The organism is Sphaerospermopsis aphanizomenoides BCCUSP55 (assembly GCF_001586785.1).
Lineage (GTDB): Bacteria > Cyanobacteriota > Cyanobacteriia > Cyanobacteriales > Nostocaceae > Sphaerospermopsis_A > Sphaerospermopsis_A aphanizomenoides_A.
In genome coordinates this window covers 21,212-43,883 of sequence record NZ_LUFH02000051.1, presented here as the reverse complement: position 1 = coordinate 43,883, position 22,672 = coordinate 21,212, and the positions used below count along the sequence as shown (strand labels likewise).

The following is a 22,672-nucleotide window of genomic DNA, read 5'->3' as shown; positions in this document are numbered from 1 at the left end:
GGGGTGTGGGGTGTGGGGGAAGAAAAATTAATTCTTCCTACTGAACTACTGAACTCCTAAACTCCTAAACTCATGAACTCCTGAACTACTGAACTACTGAACTACTGAACTCCTGAACTTCTGAACTCCTAAACATTATGGCGATAATCTCCTCGAAAAAACAGCCTCCAGAACCAAACGGACAACCAAAGCAGCAGCGGGGGGCGGCTAAAGGAAATTCCCAAAAAGCAGTTCCCCAAGAAACTATACTGCAACCGGAAGCGGCTATTGATGAAGAAGGTAAGCAAGAAGAGAGTATTCGGCCTCAGCGATTTGCTGATTACATTGGACAGAAAGATTTAAAGGATGTGTTGGATATTGCCATTAAAGCAGCCAAGTCCAGGGGTGAAGTCATGGATCATCTACTCCTATACGGACCGCCAGGGTTAGGAAAAACCACAATGGCCATGATTTTAGCTTCAGAAATGGGGGTAAATTACAAAATTACCAGCGCCCCTGCCTTGGAACGACCACGGGATATAGTGGGGTTATTGGTTGGCCTCAAGCCAGGTGATGTACTGTTTGTCGATGAAATTCATCGACTTTCGCGGATGACTGAAGAAATTCTTTATCCAGCAATGGAAGATTATCGCCTAGATATTACCGTGGGTAAAGGTTCTACTGCCAAGATCAGAAGTATACCTTTGTCTAAATTTACCTTGGTGGGAGCTACAACCCGTGTTGGGGCTTTAACTTCTCCATTGCGCGATCGCTTTGGCTTAGTCCAAAAACTGCGATTTTACGAAGTGGACGAACTTAGTCAAATTGTCCTTCGCAGTGCGGAATTATTAAATACACCTGTGAATCAAGATGGTGCTGTGGAAATTGCTAAACGTTCACGGGGAACGCCACGGATTGCTAATAGATTACTAAAGCGAGTGCGTGATTATGCGGAAGTTAAATCTTTTACCAAAATTGACCAGCCTATTGCAGCAGAAGCATTACAACTGTTTCAAGTAGATCCCTGTGGATTAGATTGGACAGATAGAAAAATGCTAAGTGTAATCATTGAAAACTTTAATGGTGGGCCAGTGGGGTTAGAAACTTTAGCCGCAGCGACTGGGGAAGACACCCAAACCATTGAAGAAGTGTATGAACCGTATTTAATGCAAATTGGTTATTTAAGCCGAACCCCTCGCGGTAGAGTCGCAACAAAAGCCGCATATCAACACATGGGTTTTAAGCCACCTAATGAGCAGTTATCATTGTTATAGCAGGAGGCACAATTTTGGATTTTGGATTTTGGATTTTGGATTGTTTTTGTCATCTCCAATCTAAAATCTAAAATCTAAAATTATTCTGACTCCTGACTCCTACTGTAAATTAAATAATCGGCTGATGGATAAATTTTATTTGTATGATCAAGACTTCTATGGTTGGACATTCACAAGTCAAATGAATTTTAAATGCATGACTTTTAACTTATAAAACGCTTCTCATTTGTTCTCATTCTTTGTATTTCAGCATTCAAAACTAATAGCTGACGGCTGACGGCTGAATACTTACGGAAAATCTTCCCTGTTAGCTGTTATCTGCTATATCATTAATTCTGTTGCATATAACAGAGAGTTAAATGATTAAATTAATCTGTATTTTCTTGAGTATATTACTGATGTTTGGCTTTGGTACACCAGTGATGGCACAAACCCAAACTGTCACTACCGAAGAGTTACAACTAGGAGATGAGTTGGCAAATAAGGCATTTGCAGCCACCAATCAGGGTGATTTTGTTACAGCAGAACGCTATTGGACTGAGATTATTGAAAAATTTCCTACTAATGCAGGTGCTTGGAGTAATCGCGGTAATTCTCGCGTCAGTCAGAATAAGTTGCAAGCCGCACTGACAGATTATAACAAAGCCATTGAGTTAGCACCTAATGTTACAGACCCTTATTTAAATCGGGGGACAGCCTTAGAAGGTTTAGGTAGATGGGAAGATGCGATCGCCGATTATAATCATGTTCTAGAATTAGATCCGAATGATGCAATGGCGTATAACAATCGGGGTAATGCTAAAGCAGGTTTGGGAAAATGGGAAGACGCGATCGCTGATTACCAAAAAGCTACAGAAATTGCCCCTAATTTTGCCTTTGCTCGTGCTAATTATGCCCTAGCACTTTATGAAAGTGGGCAAATAGATCCGGCTATCCGCGAAATGCGAAATATAGTCCGTAAATATCCCAAATTTGCTGATGTGCGTGCTGCTTTAACAGCTGCTTATTGGGTTGGGGGAAATAAAGGAGAAGCGGAAAGCAACTGGGTAGCAGCTTATGGACTGGATACCCGCTATAAAGATATGGATTGGGTAAAAAATATCCGCCGTTGGCCTCCTAGTTTGGTAGTTGCTTTAGATAAGTTTCTGAAACTTCAGTAACTCAAGAAGCTTAATACTCACAAGCATTCTTCAGGCAGGCAATTACATTGTCTGCCAATTCTTCCATCAAATTTTGACTATTTGAGGGCAGAGAAAACATAAAATTCAATATCATCCGGTTATCAAAGGTTGTCACCGCAGCACTCAAAACACCCCCAAATATTGCCTGTGCTGGCACAAAGCTAATTTCAGTTAATTCAAATGGGCCATAAAATTTCGGAATTTTTACTTGACCAATATTAGTCACAGCTACACTTGTAAGTGCTAGGTTGGGGTTAGCCAGAAGAAACTCGATCATGTTCTTGTACATCATGGTGATGCTAAAGATATCATCAGATTTTAACTCTGCTGCTAAATTTTCTCTGACCTCCCGTGCCAGATTCCAGAAGTGTGTGTTGACTCTAAGAGTATGAAACGAAGTAATAGCTGAAGCCAGCACACCCAGATTGTTTTCACTGACCAGCGATCGCAGGTGTTTACGCAAGCTAATATAGGAAGTACAACTTAAAGAAATATCTTTCCTTTCGTTACCAGAGATTTCCTGAGCGACTGCAAACATCAACGCTGCACATAAAGCACCTTGCACTGTTGTATTTTTTTTTCTGCAAAAATTCACTAGTTTTACAGTTAGCTCCTGATCTAGCTGCTTGTGAACCATACCGCTACGACGTGATTTTATCGGTACATACTCCTGAAAATCCAAAGATTTTGGATTATACCATAAATACTGAAATGTCAGTTTTAATAGAAAGAAAATGTTTTGGAGATCACTACCCCATCCCCGCGCCGAGTCTGGTAGCAATTCCTGAATAGGTGGTAAGACATGCAAGCTATCAACTTGATTAATTATTTCACCAGCCGCAATTTTTTGGCAATAAGTTAATATCTCTGAATGCAGTTGGACAGTTGATAAACCATCTGAGATGGCGTGGTGCAAGGTTGTAATTAAATAAACTACATTGTTTTCATTCTGCGATTTGACTAGTACACATCGTGCTAAACCTTTGTGGCTCTCCATCTTTTGGTTCATTTCGGCGACAACAACCTCTGTCCAATTTTGGTAATCGAGGTGATTAAAGCTACGCAAGGGAATCTTGATCGCTGCTGTTTCAAAGCGGAGACTGTTGAACGATTTAATAATCCGACAGTTAAGCAGGGGATGACGACACTGTACAATATCGAGAGCTTGTCTGAGGATTACCTCATCCAGAAGCCCAATAATCCGACTAATTGTGACTACATTTAATGTCCCACCAGTCTGATTGATGATTTCAAAACCCTCCTCTATCGGAGTAAGTTCACGATTGACTGTCATAGTAACTAGATGTTGAGATATGGTGATAGCAGTATAGATTAAGACATTGTGAAACGATAAATGTAAATAACAGTAATGTTTTAACCTTCTGTATGCTGCTATACTACAAAGCGACCATACAGCACATGATACTTCTTGCAAAAGTTGAAGTGATCGCTGTTTCTAAATATTCTCATCCATAGCAAAATAGCAATAATTCTTCCACCTTGGCTGGATTTAACTGCTCAACATTACTCAAAACTACTGCGGCTTCAGCTTGTTGCAATGTTTCGCTGTATGCTTGGCTGCGTGCGGCTGTTTCTTATATATGCGGTGGTAGCACACCTACACCAATCCTGTCACCTGTCACCTGTCACCTGTCACCTGTCACCTGTCACCTTTCCATCTCCACAAACTTAAACCGAAAGCCATTTTCCTCCCAAGGCTCTTCTTTCGTTACTTTACCAAAATTAGCAAACTCAGGAAAATATATATCTCCCTCAAAATTACCTTCTACGATTGTTAAATACAGCTTATTGGCAAATTGGATCGCTTCCGTATAAATTTGTCCGCCACCAGCAATAAATATTTCTTCAGTTTCACTCATTTTTGTCCATGCAATCGCCTCTGAGAGTGAATGAAAAACAAGACAACCAGGAGCTTGATAATCAGGATTTCTAGTAACAATTATATTTGTACGATTTGGCAAAGGTTGATTAAACGTAGAATAGGTTTTACGACCCATAATCACAGGATGTCGCCGGGTAATTTCCTGAAAATGACGTAAATCACTGGGAATATGCCAAGGAATACCTAAACGAATATGTTCCTTTTTTGAGTCAGCTAAAATCCGATTTTCGGAAATGGCGGCAATGAGACTAATCAGAACCATGATTGACAATATCCTTATTCTGGAGTCTGGGAAAATTTGTGAACCAGTTAAACCATCTTGTGTCTATCAGAATTATTTTTATTGACACTCCCCTGCCTAAAGCCACTGAGTTTTACGCATACCGCGAAGTTCTATAATTCCAGGAATATAAGTCTTCTCGATGATAGGTTAAATAAATACAGGGAATCACAAAATTTCCTGATTCTAAATTAAGTTATTAAATTAAAGGGGGATGGATGACATTCAAACGGTTGCTGTTAATTGTGCTAACGCTGTTAGCAATCATAACATCAGGACTGTCTTTATTTAGTAGTTGGCAAAAACCTCAATTCCAAAGTCGTTTGGAACTCTACCAAAGCAATATTGTCCTGCAAGCCCAAGCATGGCAACCAGAAGACAGCAACGAAGAGAATTTTCTGGCTATTCGGGAAGCCATACTCGGTGAGCAACCCTTAGAAAGTGCTACCAAGCAATATCAACAAGCGCGGGAATCTGTCCAAACTAATTTGGACAAAACGGCAACTCAACTAGCACAACTTAGCCAAGACACACCTCCTTCAACTTTACTAGAAGACCGGACTCAAGAACAACAAAACCAATTACAGAAGTCCGTTAACCAACTGCGAAAATTCCGGGATGAGTTAGACTTACGTTTAGGGATTTTACAAGTAAAGCAAGGTGAAACAGATAGCGCCCTAAAAACTTGGAGTCAAGTACAGCAAAACTCAACAATTAATCCTGAATTTGAGCAAACTGCTCAAGTATTAACTGGGCTATGGAGCAATCCTCCTCTTTTGCTGCCCAATGCTCAACAAATGATTCAAAAAAACTTAGAAGGTTGGTTTCGCTCCACAGCTTTGATGCAATTATATCAACTCCAACAACGTGAAGACATATTAGCCGATGTTCAAGCCGGACAACAAGCAGCTGCTAGTGATGCTATATGGAAATTAGCGATAATTGCCACTATTCCCAGCTTAACAGCCTTTATCGGTGTCATCCTGCTGGTGGGTTTAATTATTCAGCTTTTACTCAAGGGAAAAGAATCTATATTAGCTACAAATGCTGATCACCCTTGGTCAACACCTTGGAATGGGGAGATAGTTTTACAGGTTTTTGTCCTGGGATTTTTCCTGATGGGACAATTATTTATCCCCGTTTTATTAGGCTTCCTCCCTATTTCCCGTGCTTCTAGTAATGTGCGGGTTCAAGCTTTCTCAGTTTTAGTTAGTTACGTGCTGGTTGCCTTGGGTGCGTTATCAGTGCTGTATTACTCTATCAAACCTTATTTTCCCTTACCACAAGGTTGGTTTCGCTTCCGGTGGCAAAGTAATTGGTTTTTCTGGGGACTGGGTGGCTACTGCACAGCTTTACCGATTGTGGTGATAGTATCGTTGATTAATCAACAACTATGGCGAGGACAAGGTGGTAGTAATCCACTGTTGCAACTGGCCTTAGAAAGCAGAGATAACATAGCATTGGGGATATTTTTCTTCACTGCGGCTATGGCTGCACCATTTTTTGAAGAATTTTTATTTCGCGGCTTTTTGTTACCTTCCTTGACTCGTTACATTCCAGTGTGGGGCGCAATTGTGGTGAGTAGCCTATTATTTGCTGCTGCTCACCTGAGTTTGTCAGAAATTATGCCCCTGACAGCATTAGGAATGGTATTAGGAGTAGTTTACACGCGATCGCGCAATCTTCTTGCCCCTATGCTGCTGCATAGTCTTTGGAATAGTGGCACATTATTGAGTTTGTTTCTTTTAGGTAGTGGCAATAATTAATACAAATTCCCATCAAAATTAAAAATTCCCAAAATCAGATCTAGTTGCACCAATAACCTCGATGTCTTCAAGCAGTCGGGGTTATATATTTTGAGGATTTTTTGTGCATATCAACTGACAATAATGAAAAAACAGTTTATTGTTATGATCACAAAAAACTCAAAAAAAATCCTGACATAATCACTATCAACCCGAAGATATTTAATACCTCTGCACAGAAATAAAAAATCGGAAAACAAAGGAGATGAAGTGAATATGGCTAATCTCAACCAATCTCATGCAACTAAACAACTTTTAGCTGGTTACTGTGGCATTATTCTCGGTGGATTGGGCATACATAAGTTTATACTTGGTTACGCACCAGAAGGTTTTATTATGTTAGTAATTTCCGTGGTTGGTGGTTCTCTCACCTACGGATTTACATTGCTGATTATGCAGCTTGTGGGTTTAATTGAAGGCATGATTTACCTAAATAAAAATCATGAAGACTTTGTTAATACTTACTTTGTTAAAAAGCAGGGCTGGTTTTAGAATTCTCTCTTTGAGTCAAGTATTTTGAATTTTTTATAGCAGTCCAAAATGATACATAAGAATAAATAAATCCTGAAACACCTAAAATATTTGTACAATGACAATTCTGATCTATGTCTTTTTCCAAGATTGTTTTCTGTTGTTATAAAAAAACTGCTTAATAATTCCCGTAACTTTTTTGTCGAAATCAGTCAAAGTTGCAAGTGCTTATTGTCTCTGACAATGAAAAACGATAATTTATACTGCCATGTTAACTATTAAACGTAAACAACTTACCTGGAGCATCTTCCTGTTGATGGGTTTTGGGTATTTCAGTGTGATGTCTAATTTAGAAATGCATTATATTTTGAAAAGCATGATTGCCTTGATGCCACTTCAGGGTTTAGCTCTGATGTACGTGATTTATATGAATTTGAGTCGCCGATAACTTAATAAACTTAATATTACGACAGTTGTCCATAGTTCCAGATTTAGCATACGCTCGAAATAGACAAGCCTTTTGTCAGACGTTGAATTTTCGTAGCAAATCTCAAAACTGGCCATGCAACTTCTCAAAGAAACTCAACTTACCCCAGAATCTACCCCAGTGACAGAAAAGATTATTTTAGATGTTGGCGGTATGAAGTGCGCTGGGTGTGTGACAGCGGTAGAAAAACAGCTAACCCAACATCCAGAAGTAAAAAACGTCTGCGTTAACCTGGCTACAGAAGTAGCAGTTATAGAAGCGGAAGTTGGGACAGTAGATGCAGAGGCGCTGGCAAAGGCATTAACAGCAACGGGATTTCCTACCCAAACCCGCAAGGCTAACACTACACTAGCAGGGCAAAAATCGGCTTTAGAAGCATCAAATAGAAGACAACACCAGGAAATGCAAGCAGTAATCAGACAACTAGTGATTGCTGGTGCGTTATTGGTATTTTCAGGAATTGGACATTTTACTAACAATATCATCCCGATATTAAATAACATCTGGTTTCACTGTGGACTAGCAACAGTGGCGCTACTAATTCCTGGTCGCCCAATTTTAATAGATGGGTGGTTAGGTTGGCGACGGGGTGCGCCAAATATGAATACTTTGGTGAGTTTGGGAACGCTGACCGCTTATACAGCCAGTTTAATAGCTTTATTATTCCCCCAAATGGGTTGGGAATGCTTTTTTGATGAACCAGTGATGATGCTAGGCTTTATCCTGCTAGGAAGAAGTTTGGAAAAACAAGCTAGAGGGCGTGCAGCATCGGCATTTAGACAGTTACTCGCACTCCAACCCCAAATAGCGAGATTGATAGCTAACCCAGAGTCAGAAAAATTAATATCAGGAGCGAATATCGTTGAAATACCTGCTGAACAGGTACGGGTAGGTGAATGGTTGCAGGTGCTACCAGGAGATAAAATCCCTGTGGATGGTGAGGTACGCTTTGGACAAACGACGGTGGATGAGTCGATGTTAACTGGGGAAGTTGTACCAGTTATGAAGCAATTAGGTGATCTGGTGTCTGCGGGAACTATTAACCAGTCCGGTGCGATCGCTATTCAAGCCACTCGTACAGGTAATGATACTACTTTGGCGCAAATCGTGGCTTTGGTAGAAGCTGCCCAAACTCGCAAAGCACCTGTCCAAAAATTAGCAGATACGGTTTCTGGTTACTTTACCTACGGGGTTTTAACTGCTGCTTTATTCACATTTCTCTTTTGGTACTTTTTTGGTACTCATATTTGGCCAGATGTTACCATGTCCAGTGGTATGACCATGATGAGTCACTCGGCACATCACCCAATCCCCAGTACACATTACTCTTCACTATTAATTAGTTTAAAATTAGCGATCGCCGTCATGGTAGTCGCCTGTCCCTGTGCTTTAGGACTAGCCACCCCTACAGCCATTCTCGTCGGTACTGGTATGGGTGCAGAACGGGGTTTATTAATCAAAGGTGGTGACGTTTTAGAACAAGTTCACCAGCTAGATACAGTTATTTTTGATAAAACAGGAACTCTGACTACAGGTAAGCCCATAGTGACAGATTGTTTAGTATTCACGGAATTAGAAACTGAGCAAAGTCTTATTCAACTCGCAGCAGCAGTAGAAAGCGGGACTTATCACCCCCTAGCCACAGCTGTTCACCAAGAAGCACAACGGCAAAATTTATCCATTCCTCATGCTGTAGACTTTCATACCGAGCCAGGAATGGGTGTTTCTGCTGTGGTAGAAGACAAAACTGTATTATTAGGTAACTGGAATTGGTTAAACTGGCACGGAATTACTATCAGTGAAACTGCTCAACAACAAGCTCAAGAATGGTCAACCCAAGGTAAAACAGTAATTAGCGTTGCCGTTGATAGTACATTAGTCGGATTAATAGCTGTTAGTGATTCCCTCAGACCAGACGCAAAAGCCACAGTAGACAAGTTGCGTCAAATGGGTTTACGAGTCATGCTCCTTAGTGGTGATAGATTAGAAGCCGCCAGTGCGATCGCGGGGCAACTGGGAATAGAGAGTACCAATATTATGGCAGGTATTCCACCAGCGAAAAAAGCAGAAGCAATACAAACTCTTCAGACTGGAGACAACTCCACAAAACCACATTCCAAATCCATGATCGCAATGGTGGGAGATGGAATCAACGATGCTCCCGCTTTATCTCAAGCAGATGTTGGCATTGCTTTACATTCTGCCACAGATGTGGCTATGGAAACAGCCGATATCATACTCATGCGTGACTGTCTGAGCGATGTTGTACAATCAATCTTACTCAGTCGTGCCACTTTCAACAAAATACGTCAAAATTTATTCTGGGCTTTTGCTTATAATACGATTGGTATACCATTAGCAGCAGGTATTTTCCTACCCAGCTTGGGTTTTGTTCTTAGTCCAGCCAGCGCAGCTGCACTCATGGCTTTTAGTTCAGTTAGTGTTGTCACTAACTCAATTTTATTGAGACGATTTGCTCATTAACTGTAAACTTATTACTGGGAGGTAGTATCTTCAAGACGCTTTCATAGATTGGCTAATTATCTAAAACCTAGTGAACGGTGATCAAGCTGAAAGTCAGGAATTTCAACCCGCTGACAATTTATTCCACCATATTCATGGGGAAATTAACCGGGGGCAATAAAACTGGTAACTGATAACTGTTAAACTACTTTAATTAGCGATTTAGACTTTCCGCAAAGCTTGTCTTCACTTCTCCCACAGAGAATATATTTACCAGATTACAAAATATACTCTTGTTTACTCAGATGATATGTAACTCAAATCTTATTAGATTTCATATTAAATAAATTGTCTGGAAAAATGCGGGAAAAAGATACACAGCATCTTCTTGCGTATCAGAGTTCAACAAATTTTAGTAACCATCTGTCAATGGCAGCAGAACCTAATGAAAACCACCTACTGATTATAGAAGACGATCAAGGACGCAAAGAATTTCCCCTTGAAAATCCCGTCTATTCTATCGGTAGAGACCGAAATTGTAATATTCGTTTGATATCACAGTTTGTTTCCCGTCACCATGCTACATTAGTTAGATTACCACACAAAAATAATAGTCGTAGCTATTATTACCGCATTGTTGATGGTGATTCCAAAGGCAAACCTAGTTCTAATGGTTTAATGATTAATGGCCGCAAAATACCAGCCCATGATCTAAAAAACGAAGACGAAATTGTTTTTGGACCCCAAGTGCGAGCAATTTATTATCTGCTCAAAAATAGTCAGCGTTCAGGACAAACAGATGCTAGTGAGTATGATATCACTTTAATCAACCCTGGGATGACGGAGGATATGGAAGAATGAGCATAGGTTTACGTCAGGGATGAAAAATTATTGTCCTTGCGGAACTTGTACCACAGACTTCCAAATAAAAAAGCCATCCGATTTTAGATGCAAGGATTTGGGATTGACCCTACAGATAAATCCAGTGGCTAGTAACTCAATCAAAATATTTATCTCAATCTACTCATATCTGATTGAATAAGAAACTATTATGAAGATATGAGTAGGTTTAACATCTCAGATGTAACATCAACAAAAATTTCTGGGAAAAGAGTCAGCTAAAACTGGTTCTCAGGTTAAGTTTAAAGGATTTTTAAGGGAGACTGATACCAAAATCAATGCCTCATTCCTCGTTAAAAATGGATAATGTACAATGGACAATTGACAATTACCGTTGCCTAAAAGCAGAAGGATTGAGAAATCGGAATTTTTCTCTTTTTTCCCCTTGGAAAGGGGAGGTTTGAAACCTGGAATGAAACAATTGTCCATTATCAATTGATACATTCCAGATAATAGCTGATTACTGATATCTGAATACTTACGTGCAAACTCTCAAAACAAAGCCATATACCAAGAAACTTTCAAGTCTGTTAAGAGTTCCCTATTCCCACCCCTAATGAGTGATTCCTATATATTCAAATATTGCTTATTTAAATATTTCTGAAAAATTAGCACATCCTATATTTGTATATATCTCAAATAGATGTACAAAGCCTAAATGCAGAAAGTGATTTCTCATCTAAAATCTCATTGAGGTGATTAAGTACTAATACATAGCCAATCAAATGATTCTTAAGTATGAACACAGACACAAATAGTGCTAATTCGCCCCTAGACGAGTTAGTATTGGAACAGTTATACTTATTAGCAAGATAACAAGAAAAGCAATTTTTTTACTAAAGTATCCATGATGAAATTTACATGAATGCAAACTACAGTGACTGGGATAATGATTTACCGCCAGATCCGGAAGAAGTATATCAAGATTTACTTCGCGTACTCCAATGGAAAACAGGATTTGGTTTATATTTTGTGAAATGTAATCCTGTAGAATCAGATGGTTTTATTGCTAAAATACCCCATGATCTACCGCAGAAAAAAATAGCTGTATTACGATTGTTTGAACCAGTTGATAAATTATATCAGCAGGTGGTTGATTGTATTCAAGATCAAAAAATTGATATTTTATTAATTAAAGGTTTAGAATATTCCTTATATAAATATGAAAAAAGGAACTTTGGTGAAATAACTGAAGGTCAGTTTATCAATTTAACTAAAGTTCCACCTATTTTAAATCACTTTAATCAACAACGAGAAAGATTTAGAGATGATTTCTCTTTTTGTTTTGTTTTTTTGCTGCGCTCATTTTCACTTAATTATTTAATTCACCGCGCTCCTGATTTTTATGATTGGCGCTCTGGTGTATATGAATTGCCAACTACACCAGAATTAGTACAACAAGAATCACATCGTCTACTTTTAGAAGGAGACTATGAAAAATATTTGCAATTAACTCCTGAAGAAAAAATTGAAAAAGTCCTAGAAATTCAAGAACTGCTGACAGAAAAACATCAAACAGATGATAATAGAGCGAGTTTACTATTTGAATTGGGAAATCTACTTTATTCTGCCAATGAGTACGAAACCGCAATTACATTCTACGAACAAGAACTAAAATTCAAGCCTGATGATCATTATGCTTGGTACAACCGTGGCAATGCACTAGTGAATTTAGGAGATAATGAAAAAGCAATTTTATCTTATAATCAAGCAATAGAAATCAAACCTCATGACCCCTATGCTTGGAAAAATAAAGGCAACGCGCTGCGGAACTTAGGACGAAATGAAGAAGCCGTTTTATCCTACAATAAAGCGATAGAATATAATCCTAATGACTACTATTCTTGGTATGAACTAGGTAATGCACTGCGGAATTTAGGACGAAATGAAGAAGCTGTTTTATCTTATGATGAAGCTATCAAAATTCAACCTAATGACCACTATGCTTGGAATAACCGAGGTATCGCATTGCGGAGTTTAAGACAAAATGAAGCAGCAGTTTTATCTTATGACGAAGCTCTCAAAATTCAACCTGATGACCACTATGCTTGGTATAATCGGGGCATCGCACTCAGAAGTTTAGGACGTAACGAAGAAGCTATTTTTTCTTATGACCAAGCCCTGAAATTTAATCCTGATGACTACTATGCTTGGAACAACCGGGGCAATGCTCTTGATGATTTAGGACGTACTGAGGAAGCACTTTTCTCCTACGATCAGGCTCTTAAATTAAAACCTGATGATAACTTCGGTTGGTACAATAAAGCTTGCTGTTATGCTATTCAGGGTAATATTGAGGAGTCATTAAAAAATTTACAACAAGCTATTAAACTTCAACCGGCAGAGGTTTTGCAAAGGGCAAAAACAGATACTGATTTTGATTTTATTCGAGAAGATATAAGATTTCAAGCTTTAATGCAATTAGAAATTTCCCCTTAATTTATATTCATAAATTTGCTCCTAATTAATAACCCATACTTGATATGATATGACATTGCCAACTTCTTAGATTAAAATTGAATTGACTGTTTAACGTGGGCTATATTTACTATTGTTTTAGCCTGATTAGTACTCAAGAACCTCAGTTGTTTACCTATGACCAATAATTCTGAATTACTCAAAAACCTCTACAATGCCTTTAACCCATTTCAGCCTTTACCCGCAGGTGATCCTAACTATGTAGACTGTCAAGATGTGCGCGGAGATGCAGATATTCTAGAAGAATTAGGAAATCGCATTCAGTTAGCAAATCAAAATACTTGCCAATTATATTCTGGTCATAGAGGCGCGGGTAAATCTACAGAATTATTGAGACTAAAACAATATTTAGAAGCCAGACGATGTTATGTAGTTTATTTTGCTGCTGATGAAGAGGATATTGATTCAGAAGATGCTCAATATACAGATATTCTGCTGGCTTGTACTCGGCGGTTACTGCAAGATTTGCAAACTATGGGTAATCCTCAACCAGTGCTAAATTGGTTGAAAGAACGATGGCAAGATTTGAAAGATTTGGCTCTAACTGAGATTCAAATCGAAAACATGAACGTAGAAATGCAAATTTGTCAGTTTGCAAAATTGACAGGAAATTTAAGGGCTGTTCCCGAATTACGACAAGAAATTCGGGATAAAGTTAACCCTCATACTGTGACATTAATTAAGGTCTTAAATGAGTTTCTCGCTGATGTTAAAAAGCGCCTACCTCCTGGATGTAATCAACTAGCGGTAATTGTTGATAATTTAGACAGGATGGTTTTAGTTAAAGATGGTGATCACACCAATTATGAAGAAGTTTTTTTAGATCGGTGTGAACAACTCAAAGCTTTAGATTGCCATTTAATTTATACCGTACCCATTGCAATGGTATATTCTACTAGGGCTACCGACTTGCGTGATATATATGGAGATCCCCAAATTTTACCAATGGTGATGGTACGTACTCCCAGCAATGAAATTTATCACCCCGGAATCAATAAAGTTAAAGAGGTTATTTCTCGGAGAATCAGGCAGTTTGCGCCAGATAAACCCCTAGAAACGGCAATATTTGACAGCCCAGAGACCCTAGAACGACTTTGTTTAATGAGTGGAGGTCACGTCAGAAATTTGCTATTGTTAACGCAGGATGCGATTGGACGTACTCAAGATTTACCAATTTCTGAAAGAGCGGTTCGACGCGCCATTACTCAAGCTAGAGATACCTATCGCCGCGCTGTGGAAAACCATCAGTGGATTTTGTTAGCAGAAGTTTCCCGTTCTAAGCGGATCATCAACGATGATCAGTATCGTAGTTTGATGTTTAATCGTTGTCTATTGGAATATCGCTATTTAGATGAAGAAGGGGAGATGCAGCGTTGGTATGATATTCATCCACTCATTCAGGGTATTCAGGAATTTAAAGAAGCTATAGAAAAACTCCCATGAATTTAAAGCATAGTGACTGGGATGAAGACCTACCCCCAGATGGTAGAGAAGAATATGATGATTTAATTAAGCATCTACAACGCAACCAGGGTTTTGGTCTGTATTTTGTGCAGTGTAAACCTCTAGAAGAGGAAAAAATAATTTCTGCAATTATTCAAGATTTACCAGATAAAAAAATTGAAACTCTGCGTTTGAATGAGCCAATTCAAGGTTTATATGATCAGGCATTAAACCTTTATATCAGTCAGCAAGTGGATATTTTATTGATTAAAGGGTTAGAACATTCATTTCACCAATATGAAATGATAAATTTTGGCAAAATCACAAAAGATAAATTTACAGATTTAACCAAAGTTCCGCCCATTCTAAATCATTTAAACCAGCAAAGGGAGAGGTTTAGGGATAATATTCCCATTAGCATTGTTTTTCTGATGAATCAATTTTCAATTGACTATTTTATCCGTCGCGCTCCTGATTTTTCAGACTGGCGTTCTACTTTATTGAAGATATCAGCAACCTGTAGGGTGTAGGGTGTGGGGTGTGGGGTGTGGGGGAGGCAGGGGAAGAAAAATTAATTCTTCCTCCTGAACTCCTGAAGTGCGAAGCGTGGCGCAAGCCATACTCCTGAAGTGCGAAGCGTGGCGTAAGCCATACTCCTGAACTCCTGCCTTCATCATCTCCCAAAAGTTAGAGCATCCAACCCAAAGCTTGTTGTAAAATAGACATATAACAAAGATTCGGGGGGGGCCAGTTTACTGGTCAGAAGCGCCTATAGAGACTATCTTCGGAAATCTCCAAGGTTTAAAGTCCAGCCATCTGAAGCAACTACAGCGGCTGTACCACCAGCGTATATCAGGAGATCGCATTACAACTCCAGAGTTCGCCCAACGACTGGCTGCCATTAGCACAGAATTAAATCAGCCTGTATGTGCCTACCTGAACCGTCGCGGACAAGTGATCCGGGTGGGGGTAGGCACTCCGCGTCAAACCCAAATCCCACCTCTAGAACTGCCTCGTTACGGTGCAGAACGACTGAGTGGGATTCGTTGTATATCTACCCATCTCAAATCAGAACCACCAAATGAAGCTGCACTCACAGCAATGGCGCTACAACGCTTAGATGCTCTGGTAGTTCTGAATATTACTGGTACGGGATTTACCCGTCGGGGGGGTGGTGCAACTGGGTATGTCAAAGAGGCTTATTTAGCTCATCTGGTAGCCAATAGCAAACAGTTAGTTTTAACTCAGTCATCAGGAATAAGTACCCCAGACTCAGCCTTATATTCCAGCGTATCGCCACCGCTAAGTTTAGATGCGATCGCCGAACAGGATTTTCTGGACTTGGTAGAAAGTCTAGAAGAAGAATTCCAGCGGGAATATATCGCTCAAGAAGTAGATGCTGACCATGACCGCGTGGTCATTGTCGGAGTGCAAACCGATGATCTGACTGCTCAACAATTCCAAGACACCATCGCGGAATTAGCTAGGTTAGTAGATACGGCTGGCGGGGATGTATTGCAGACCTTACAACAAAAGCGATCGCGCATTCATCCCCAAACGGTCATCGGTGAAGGTAAAGTCCAAGAAGTTGCCCTCACCGCCCAAACCTTGGGAGCAAATCTTGTAGTTTTTGACCGTGACCTGTCACCGTCTCAAGTCCGCAACCTAGAAGCGCAAATAGGTGTGAGAGTTGTTGATCGTACAGAAGTCATATTAGATATCTTTGCCCAACGCGCCCAATCTGGTGCAGGGAAATTACAAGTGGAACTGGCGCAGTTAGAATATATGCTACCACGACTCACAGGTAGAGGTCGTGCCATGTCCCGACTAGGGGGTGGTATAGGGACTCGTGGCCCTGGTGAAACTAAATTGGAAACAGAACGGCGGGCTATTCAACGGCGAATTTCCCGACTGCAACAAGAGGTTAACCAGTTACAGGCACATCGTTGTCGGTTACGTCAGCGACGACAACATCGGGAAGTTCCTTCAATTGCTTTAGTGGGTTATACGAACGCTGGCAAGTCTACCTTGCTTAACACCCTCACTAACGCTGAAGTATATACAGCCGACCAGCTTTTTGCCACCCTTGATCCCACCACAAGGCGACTGATTATTCCTCATGCAGATACAAATGAACCCTTGGAAACTCTGATTACAGATACTGTAGGGTTTATTCACGAGTTGCCGAACTCCTTAATGGATGCCTTCCGCGCCACTTTGGAGGAAGTAACAGAAGCGGATGCTCTAATACATCTAGTGGATTTATCCCATCCGGCCTGGTTGAGTCACATTCGTTCAGTTCGGGATATTCTCGCCCAAATGCCTATAACTCCGGGGCCAGCCTTGGTTGTGTTTAACAAAATCGATCAAGTTGATAGTGAAACTTTGGCTGTAGCGCGAGAAGAATTTCCTCTGGCAGTATTTATCTCTGCTAGTCAGCGTTTAGGTTTAGAAACCTTACGCCAGCGACTGTCCCAGTTGATTCAGTATGCTGTAGATGACAATTAATTGTTGATATTGACAGTAAATATCAGCTTTTCCAGGGGAGTTAGGGGGATCAATAAACCAAGTAGTATTGGAATATAGCCTAATACAGTTGAGATCAGCTTTTTTCTCTCCCCCTGCTTCCTCTGCTTCCCCATGAATGAAGACCAGAAATCAATGATTATTCCGCAACCTTGCAGGGTGCGTTAAAAAGATGTAACGCACCTTGTAATTTTGATTTCAGAAGTTAACGCTGGACAGTATCTTCAGTCCATAGATACTGCCGGATCAAGTCCGCAGCATCAACTGGACGATACATATTGCCTAAAAACCCCATCAAATTTGCACCAGGGGATCTACGAACTTCTTCGCTACAGGCCGCCTTACCTGCGTGAGATAACCAGTTAGGGGGGATTTGCATCCATTTGGAACTTTCTGCGGACTCTACTTTACCGTCACGGAGAAAGGCGTAACCTTTTACTGCACGAAATTCATTGGATTTACAGCGAAATTCCAATGTCCAAACTAGGTGATCTAATTGTTTGGGGTGGGTTTCATGGACTTCTACAGCATCAATTTCTACTGTGTCATTTTTGGTGGGACGGACTCGGAAATCTGCTAGGTAGAGTTTGCGGTTAGATGCTTCACCTGTACCGAAAACCATGAACCAACACCTTGCCATAGAAGATTTGCAATCCTGAAAGCGATCGCCAAAAAACGGTTCTCCTGATGGTTGGGCGATCGCAGGTAATACAACCCCCACGCTACAACTAGCAGTCACTAGCATAGCCAAAGCATTCTGCAAAATAGACCTTTTCTTCATTGAATTTCACCCAGATCAGTGACGACATTACTATCTTTAACTTCAACTAGCTTAAAAATACGATGCTCTAGGTTAGAGGTCTCTTCTCTGTATTTGTAAATAGGTTCTGTAACGCCTGTAGAGGATATAACATTACCAAACCAATCTGTATTGTATTGAGTCCTGGTGCGTGTACGTCCGGTGTTTTCTCTGACTTTCACATCTGCTTCGTAAGGAATTGATGTTAGGAGTAGGTATTGACCACTTTTAAGACCCCGGAAGATAAAATTACCTGACTTGTCGGTAATAACACGGGCGGTATGTTCCTGAGCTTTAGATAACATCATAATCACCAAGGTTCTGTTACCCGCTTTGGCTAACACATCACGAGCAAAAGTTGTCATTGGGAACAGATAAACAACTTGTTGATTGCCATAAATTCGCTCTTTACCCCGGTCTCGTGAGTTATGAGTAACAAATGTACGTCCCTTGAGGGTTGATTTTCCAGGTTCTAGCATAGTTTTAGCTTCCACTGGATCAAACTCAACAATCTGATCTATTTGATTCGCATTGGCTGGTGTAGATAGTATAACTGTTGGTAAGGTCAGTCCCAGAAGTATGGATAACAAGGGTTTTTTTGTGTGGCCAGTGCGCTTTGTGCGATCGCGTAGTAGATTTGGTTGTGATTTAAGAGACATCATAAATTGTCGAATTCGATAGTCTTTGAACGTGATAGCATAATCATTGTCGGGGAGTAACCCAAGACAAAAGATTGAAATTATCACCAATGACTACTGCATTCGCTAAATGAGTTCCAAAAATAACAAAAACATTGTTACCAATGTTAATTTTTTATGTACAAGCTATTTTTGCCGAAAAGCGGATCAAAACTGAATAGGGTCGTCAGCATTCAGCTATCAGTAATCAGTTATTGAATTGTACATTTTGGTCGCAAATAAGGTGCAATTTTAGCAAAATCTCGGTTATGATTGCACTCACAAATTGAGATAGCAAAGGAATTTTATTGCTGATTACTAATTGCTGACTGCTGATAACTGCTGTAGTTAATCCGCCAGATAATAGCAGCTAAATTAGTTAACAAACAAGTTATTGCTAAACCCAATAAAATAAACGTTGGTAGCATCACTACACCAATCATGAACCAAGTATAAACGTGCAGCACCATCACCAAAGCAAAGATACTAGCAAATCCAGCCGCTTGCCATATTTGAATAGTAGGACGGTTGAATGCTGCCAGAATAATTGTTAACAATGTGGCTAAAATGTTTGCTGGTACAAGAAAAGCACAAATACCTGTACAGTTGGCACGGGAAAATTCAGCTAAAGTGTTGAAATCAATCATTAATTTAGGATAATAAGATTAGCTTATTAATATAAAGTTAACATTTATTTAGTTAAGACAATCTTAGCATGAAAGTGAGTAATCACATTAAATATTTTACATAATTTAAAGAATTAAGATATAACAGGGAACAGTGAAGAAAATTTTAGATTTTAGATTGAAGTTGCTCAGAACAATCCAAAATCCAAAATCCAAAATCCAAAATTAATAACACCCCACACCCTTCTTACCTAAATTATCCCATTAAAATCACGGTATCAATAACGTGAATTATGCCATTATCAGCATCAATATCTGCGGCTAAAACCGTGGCATTTTTGACTTCAAAACCATCTTCACAATCAATTTTAATGGGTGAACCTTCCACAGAAGTCACTGTTCCTAGTTTTGCTAAATCAGCTTTGGTAAGTTTTCCTGGCACAACATGATAAGTTAAAATGCGTGATAACTGGGGAATATTTTGTAATAGAGTGGTGATAGTTCCTGGTGGTAATTTGGCAAAAGCATCATCGGTTGGTGCAAAGACAGTGAATGGCCCAGGACTTTTTAAGGTTTCTACTAAACCAGCAGCTTGGACAGCAGCCACCAAAGTTTTAAACGCATCATTACTAACCGCAATATCAACTATATCAGCCATTGATGTTACCTCACCTTAGTCATTGGTCATAAAGAATAGTAAATCATGTTTAAGTTTTATAAATTAAAAACTTGGTACAATATCCCTTTATGATTTTTCTAAGATTAAGTTATAGATGAAATGGGCGATCGCACTTACGGAATTCTAGGGACTGGTGCATTAGGCGGTTTTTATGGCGCAAAACTGCAAAAAGCTGGTCATAACGTCCACTTTTTACTTAAAAGTGATTACCTAGATGTCCTGCAAAATGGTTTAATCATTGAATCTAAAGATGGTGATTTTATTCTCCCCCATGTCCAGGTATACAATGATGTAGAAAAAATGCCCCGTTGTGACGTGGTAGTAATAGCACTCAAAACAACTCAAAACCACTTACTAAAGCAGATGTTACCAGCAGTCGTTAAAGATGACGGTGTAGTGTTGGTATTACAAAATGGGTTAGGGATAGAAGCAGAAGTGGCGGAAATTGTCGGTAATGTCAAGGTAATAGGGGGGTTATGTTTTCTGTGTTCCAACAAAGTCGGGCCAGGACATATCCGCCATTTAGACTATGGACAAATTACCTTGGGTGAATATGCCTCTAACTATCATCCCACTGGAATTACAGACAAAATGCGAGAAATAGCCACAGATTTTGAAAATGCTGGTATTTCCATAGAACTGGTAGAAGATTTATTATTCGGACGTTGGAAAAAGCTAGTTTGGAATATTCCCTACAATGGACTGTCTGTTATTCTCAATGCGAGAACAGATGAATTAATGGCAGATATCCACACCCGTCAGTTAGTTGAACAATTGATGTTTGAAGTAGCATTAGGGGCAAAAAGTACAGGGCGTTTAATTCCTGAAAGCTTCATTCAAACCATGCTGGACTATACAGTGAAAATGAAACCTTATCGGACTAGCATGAAAATTGACTTTGATGAAGGTCGTCCTTTGGAAGTAGAAGCAATTTTTGGTAACTCCTTAAGAAAAGCAGAAGCAGCAAGTGTAAATTTACCTCAAATTCGTTGTTTATATCAACAGTTGAAATTTTTGGATAGGAAGGTGACAGGTGACAGGTGACAGGTGACAGTAAAAAAGTTTTTAGCTATTACCAATTACCCAGTACCCATTACCAATTATCTCAGGGAGCATCCCAATTTTGAAAAAATAAACTTAGCCACTGCAAAATCTCTCTAAAACTCTCTTTCCTTCGTGTCCTTCGTACCTTCGTGGTTCGTTTATTTCAAGTCTTGACCTCAAGCAAAAAATAAACTTACACATTTGGGATGCTCCCTTATCTCATACCCAATATTTCTGATATCGCTTGAACAATATCCAAATAAAAATTACCTTTTACTGCTCGAAATAACTCAAATTTATAACCGGGCGCACCAAAAAAGGGACGGAGAAACCATCCTAACTGCATACCCACAAAAGCGTAAAGAAATAACCAGGATTTTAAAATTGTAGTCCTGGTTTTTTTTCCCACTTCATCTTGTTTAGACAGTAACTGCATTCCTTCATAAAGAAACTTCACACCAAAAATACCTGTAATGCCAAATATTAACACATTCAAAAGTTTAAAAAATTGGTATGAATCAGGGGCTGTAATCATGAAAAACAGCGTTACTGGTGCTAAACTAAATAACAAAACACTAATTACCGATACTGCTGTCATTAAAACAGCGAAATGTTGCTGAAAGGTACTACGTGAACCAAATAAGACGTTAAAAAAGAATAAGGTAGGAAAGCAGATAATCAAGGTTAATAAATAAAAAGCTGGTAATTTAATGGCGCTAGATAATGATTGTCCAAAACTATTAGAAGCGCCAATAATTACGCCATAAATTGCAAAGAATATGGAACTTGTAACAAACAGAGAACTGATTTTACTTTGTAATCTTACCTCTTGACTAATTTCTTCTAAAAAACCCTGGCGATCGCGTAGTAAACTAAGTAAAACACCAAAGTGTTTTTTCACATAAGCTTCTTGTTCTAGCATTTTAATTTCCCCTGAGTAATTAACGAATTCCTAATAAATAACCGAGAGATTGTAATAAACTTAAATAAAAATTACCTTCTCTTTCTCGGAACAGTTGAAAAACCGAATCTGGCGCACCGAAAAAAGGTCTAAGAGTCCATCCTAACTGACTACCCACAAAAGCATAAAGAAATAACCAAGCTTGGATAATTTTTTTGCGAGTTTTACTACCGTCATCTTCCTGTTCTAAAACGATATAAGTCGCATTATATAAAGAAGAAATACCAATAAATCCAGTCAATGCAAAAATAATAACATTGAGTAAAATTAAAAATTGGTAATTATTGGTTGTCATCAAAAAAAACAAAGTAATTGGTGCAAAGCTAAATAAAAGCACGCTAGTAACTGAAACCGCTGTCAGCACCAAAGCAAAATACTGACCAAAAGTGCGCTTTGAACCAAAAATAATATTAGCAAAGAACAAAGTCGGTAGACAAATTAACAGAGTAATTAAATAGAGTGCTGGTAATTTAACAGCAGAAGATAAAGCTTGCATCCAGCTATGATATGCGCCTATAATTCCGCCATACATAGCAATAAATAGAGAACTACAAACTAGAAGAGAAATTATTTTACTTTGTAATCTCACACCTTGGCGAATTTCTTCTAGGAAAACTTGACGTTCTCGCAGTAATTCAATTAGCACTGCAAAGTATTTTACACCACCGGATTTGCGCTCAATCATTTTATCCTCAG

19 protein-coding genes and 1 pseudogene are annotated in these 22,672 nt (G+C 39.3%); 11 read left to right on the top strand and 9 right to left on the bottom strand.

The genetic code is table 11. The annotated features are described in order from the left end of the window. Window positions 1-137: 137 nt before the first annotated feature. Window positions 138-1,253: a Holliday junction branch migration DNA helicase RuvB gene (ruvB, locus tag A0J48_RS14450; RefSeq protein WP_200324108.1), complete on the top strand. Its 1,116-nt coding sequence runs from the start codon at window positions 138-140 to the stop codon at window positions 1,251-1,253. A 359-nt stretch (window positions 1,254-1,612) separates the two neighbouring features. Next, window positions 1,613-2,413, top strand: coding sequence for a tetratricopeptide repeat protein (locus tag A0J48_RS14445; RefSeq protein WP_200324106.1), 801 nt, complete (start codon window positions 1,613-1,615; stop codon window positions 2,411-2,413). Window positions 2,414-2,423: 10 nt separating this feature from the next. Here the strand turns inward: A0J48_RS14445 and A0J48_RS14440 are convergent, their stop codons facing one another. The 3 genes and pseudogenes from A0J48_RS14440 to A0J48_RS14430 all read right to left on the bottom strand — a co-directional run bounded on the left by A0J48_RS14440 (window position 2,424) and on the right by A0J48_RS14430 (window position 4,599). After that, a complete protein-coding gene (locus A0J48_RS14440; RefSeq protein ID WP_200324104.1) occupies window positions 2,424-3,728 on the bottom strand; it encodes a phthiocerol/phthiodiolone dimycocerosyl transferase family protein in 1,305 nt (434 codons plus the stop codon). Between the two features lie 172 nt (window positions 3,729-3,900). Continuing rightward, window positions 3,901-4,062: pseudogene (locus A0J48_RS14435) on the bottom strand (TIGR01548 family HAD-type hydrolase); the annotation flags it as partial. A 39-nt stretch (window positions 4,063-4,101) separates the two neighbouring features. Beyond that, on the bottom strand, window positions 4,102-4,599 hold the full coding sequence (locus tag A0J48_RS14430) for a dihydrofolate reductase (protein ID WP_200324102.1): 498 nt from the start codon (window positions 4,597-4,599) through the stop codon (window positions 4,102-4,104). Between the two features lie 236 nt (window positions 4,600-4,835). Between A0J48_RS14430 and A0J48_RS14425 the strand changes: the two genes are divergently transcribed. The 8 genes from A0J48_RS14425 to hflX all read left to right on the top strand — a co-directional run bounded on the left by A0J48_RS14425 (window position 4,836) and on the right by hflX (window position 17,172). Beyond that, window positions 4,836-6,383, top strand: a complete 1,548-nt coding sequence (locus A0J48_RS14425; RefSeq protein ID WP_200324101.1) for a CPBP family glutamic-type intramembrane protease — start codon at window positions 4,836-4,838, stop codon at window positions 6,381-6,383. A gap of 255 nt (window positions 6,384-6,638) precedes the next feature. Continuing rightward, window positions 6,639-6,914, top strand: a complete 276-nt coding sequence (locus tag A0J48_RS14420; protein WP_200324099.1) for a TM2 domain-containing protein — start codon at window positions 6,639-6,641, stop codon at window positions 6,912-6,914. A 541-nt stretch (window positions 6,915-7,455) separates the two neighbouring features. After that, the gene (locus A0J48_RS14415; RefSeq protein WP_200324097.1) at window positions 7,456-9,864 is read left to right on the top strand and encodes a heavy metal translocating P-type ATPase; all 2,409 of its coding nucleotides are present in this window, start codon (window positions 7,456-7,458) and stop codon (window positions 9,862-9,864) included. A gap of 339 nt (window positions 9,865-10,203) precedes the next feature. Next, entirely contained in the window at window positions 10,204-10,704 is a 501-nt protein-coding gene (locus A0J48_RS14410; RefSeq protein ID WP_200324095.1) for an FHA domain-containing protein, read from the top strand. 900 nt (window positions 10,705-11,604) lie between these two features. Further along, window positions 11,605-13,182: a tetratricopeptide repeat protein gene (locus A0J48_RS14405; RefSeq protein WP_200324093.1), complete on the top strand. Its 1,578-nt coding sequence runs from the start codon at window positions 11,605-11,607 to the stop codon at window positions 13,180-13,182. A gap of 156 nt (window positions 13,183-13,338) precedes the next feature. Beyond that, window positions 13,339-14,664: a P-loop NTPase family protein gene (locus A0J48_RS14400; RefSeq protein WP_200324091.1), complete on the top strand. Its 1,326-nt coding sequence runs from the start codon at window positions 13,339-13,341 to the stop codon at window positions 14,662-14,664. Further along, entirely contained in the window at window positions 14,661-15,194 is a 534-nt protein-coding gene (locus A0J48_RS14395) for a hypothetical protein (protein WP_200324089.1), read from the top strand. Before A0J48_RS14400 ends, A0J48_RS14395 begins: the two co-directional genes overlap by 4 nt. 241 nt (window positions 15,195-15,435) lie before the next feature. Continuing rightward, window positions 15,436-17,172 (top strand): GTPase HflX, encoded by a 1,737-nt coding sequence (gene hflX, locus A0J48_RS14390; RefSeq protein ID WP_200324114.1) that lies wholly within the window; start codon window positions 15,436-15,438, stop codon window positions 17,170-17,172. 223 nt (window positions 17,173-17,395) lie between these two features. Here hflX and A0J48_RS14385 read toward each other — a convergent pair whose 3' ends face one another. From A0J48_RS14385 to A0J48_RS14370, 4 genes are all read right to left on the bottom strand, one after another. Beyond that, window positions 17,396-17,971, bottom strand: coding sequence for a hypothetical protein (locus A0J48_RS14385; RefSeq protein WP_200324087.1), 576 nt, complete (start codon window positions 17,969-17,971; stop codon window positions 17,396-17,398). Then, complete coding sequence (locus tag A0J48_RS14380; RefSeq protein ID WP_200324085.1) at window positions 17,968-18,651, bottom strand: hypothetical protein; 684 nt, start codon at window positions 18,649-18,651, stop codon at window positions 17,968-17,970. The genes A0J48_RS14385 and A0J48_RS14380 overlap by 4 nt, the downstream gene beginning before the upstream one ends. A gap of 320 nt (window positions 18,652-18,971) precedes the next feature. Then, entirely contained in the window at window positions 18,972-19,313 is a 342-nt protein-coding gene (locus tag A0J48_RS14375; RefSeq protein ID WP_200324083.1) for a hypothetical protein, read from the bottom strand. A gap of 235 nt (window positions 19,314-19,548) precedes the next feature. Next, a complete protein-coding gene (locus A0J48_RS14370) occupies window positions 19,549-19,950 on the bottom strand; it encodes a fasciclin domain-containing protein (protein ID WP_200324081.1) in 402 nt (133 codons plus the stop codon). A gap of 120 nt (window positions 19,951-20,070) precedes the next feature. Between A0J48_RS14370 and A0J48_RS14365 the strand changes: the two genes are divergently transcribed. Further along, complete coding sequence (locus tag A0J48_RS14365; RefSeq protein ID WP_200324079.1) at window positions 20,071-21,015, top strand: putative 2-dehydropantoate 2-reductase; 945 nt, start codon at window positions 20,071-20,073, stop codon at window positions 21,013-21,015. A gap of 214 nt (window positions 21,016-21,229) precedes the next feature. On the opposite strand, the gene A0J48_RS14360 is transcribed toward A0J48_RS14365, so the two are convergent. Both A0J48_RS14360 and A0J48_RS14355 read right to left on the bottom strand, forming a co-directional pair. Next, a complete protein-coding gene (locus A0J48_RS14360; protein WP_200324077.1) occupies window positions 21,230-21,937 on the bottom strand; it encodes an actin-binding WH2 domain-containing protein in 708 nt (235 codons plus the stop codon). Window positions 21,938-21,956: 19 nt separating this feature from the next. Then, a complete protein-coding gene (locus A0J48_RS14355; protein ID WP_200324075.1) occupies window positions 21,957-22,661 on the bottom strand; it encodes an actin-binding WH2 domain-containing protein in 705 nt (234 codons plus the stop codon). Window positions 22,662-22,672 lie beyond the last annotated feature (11 nt).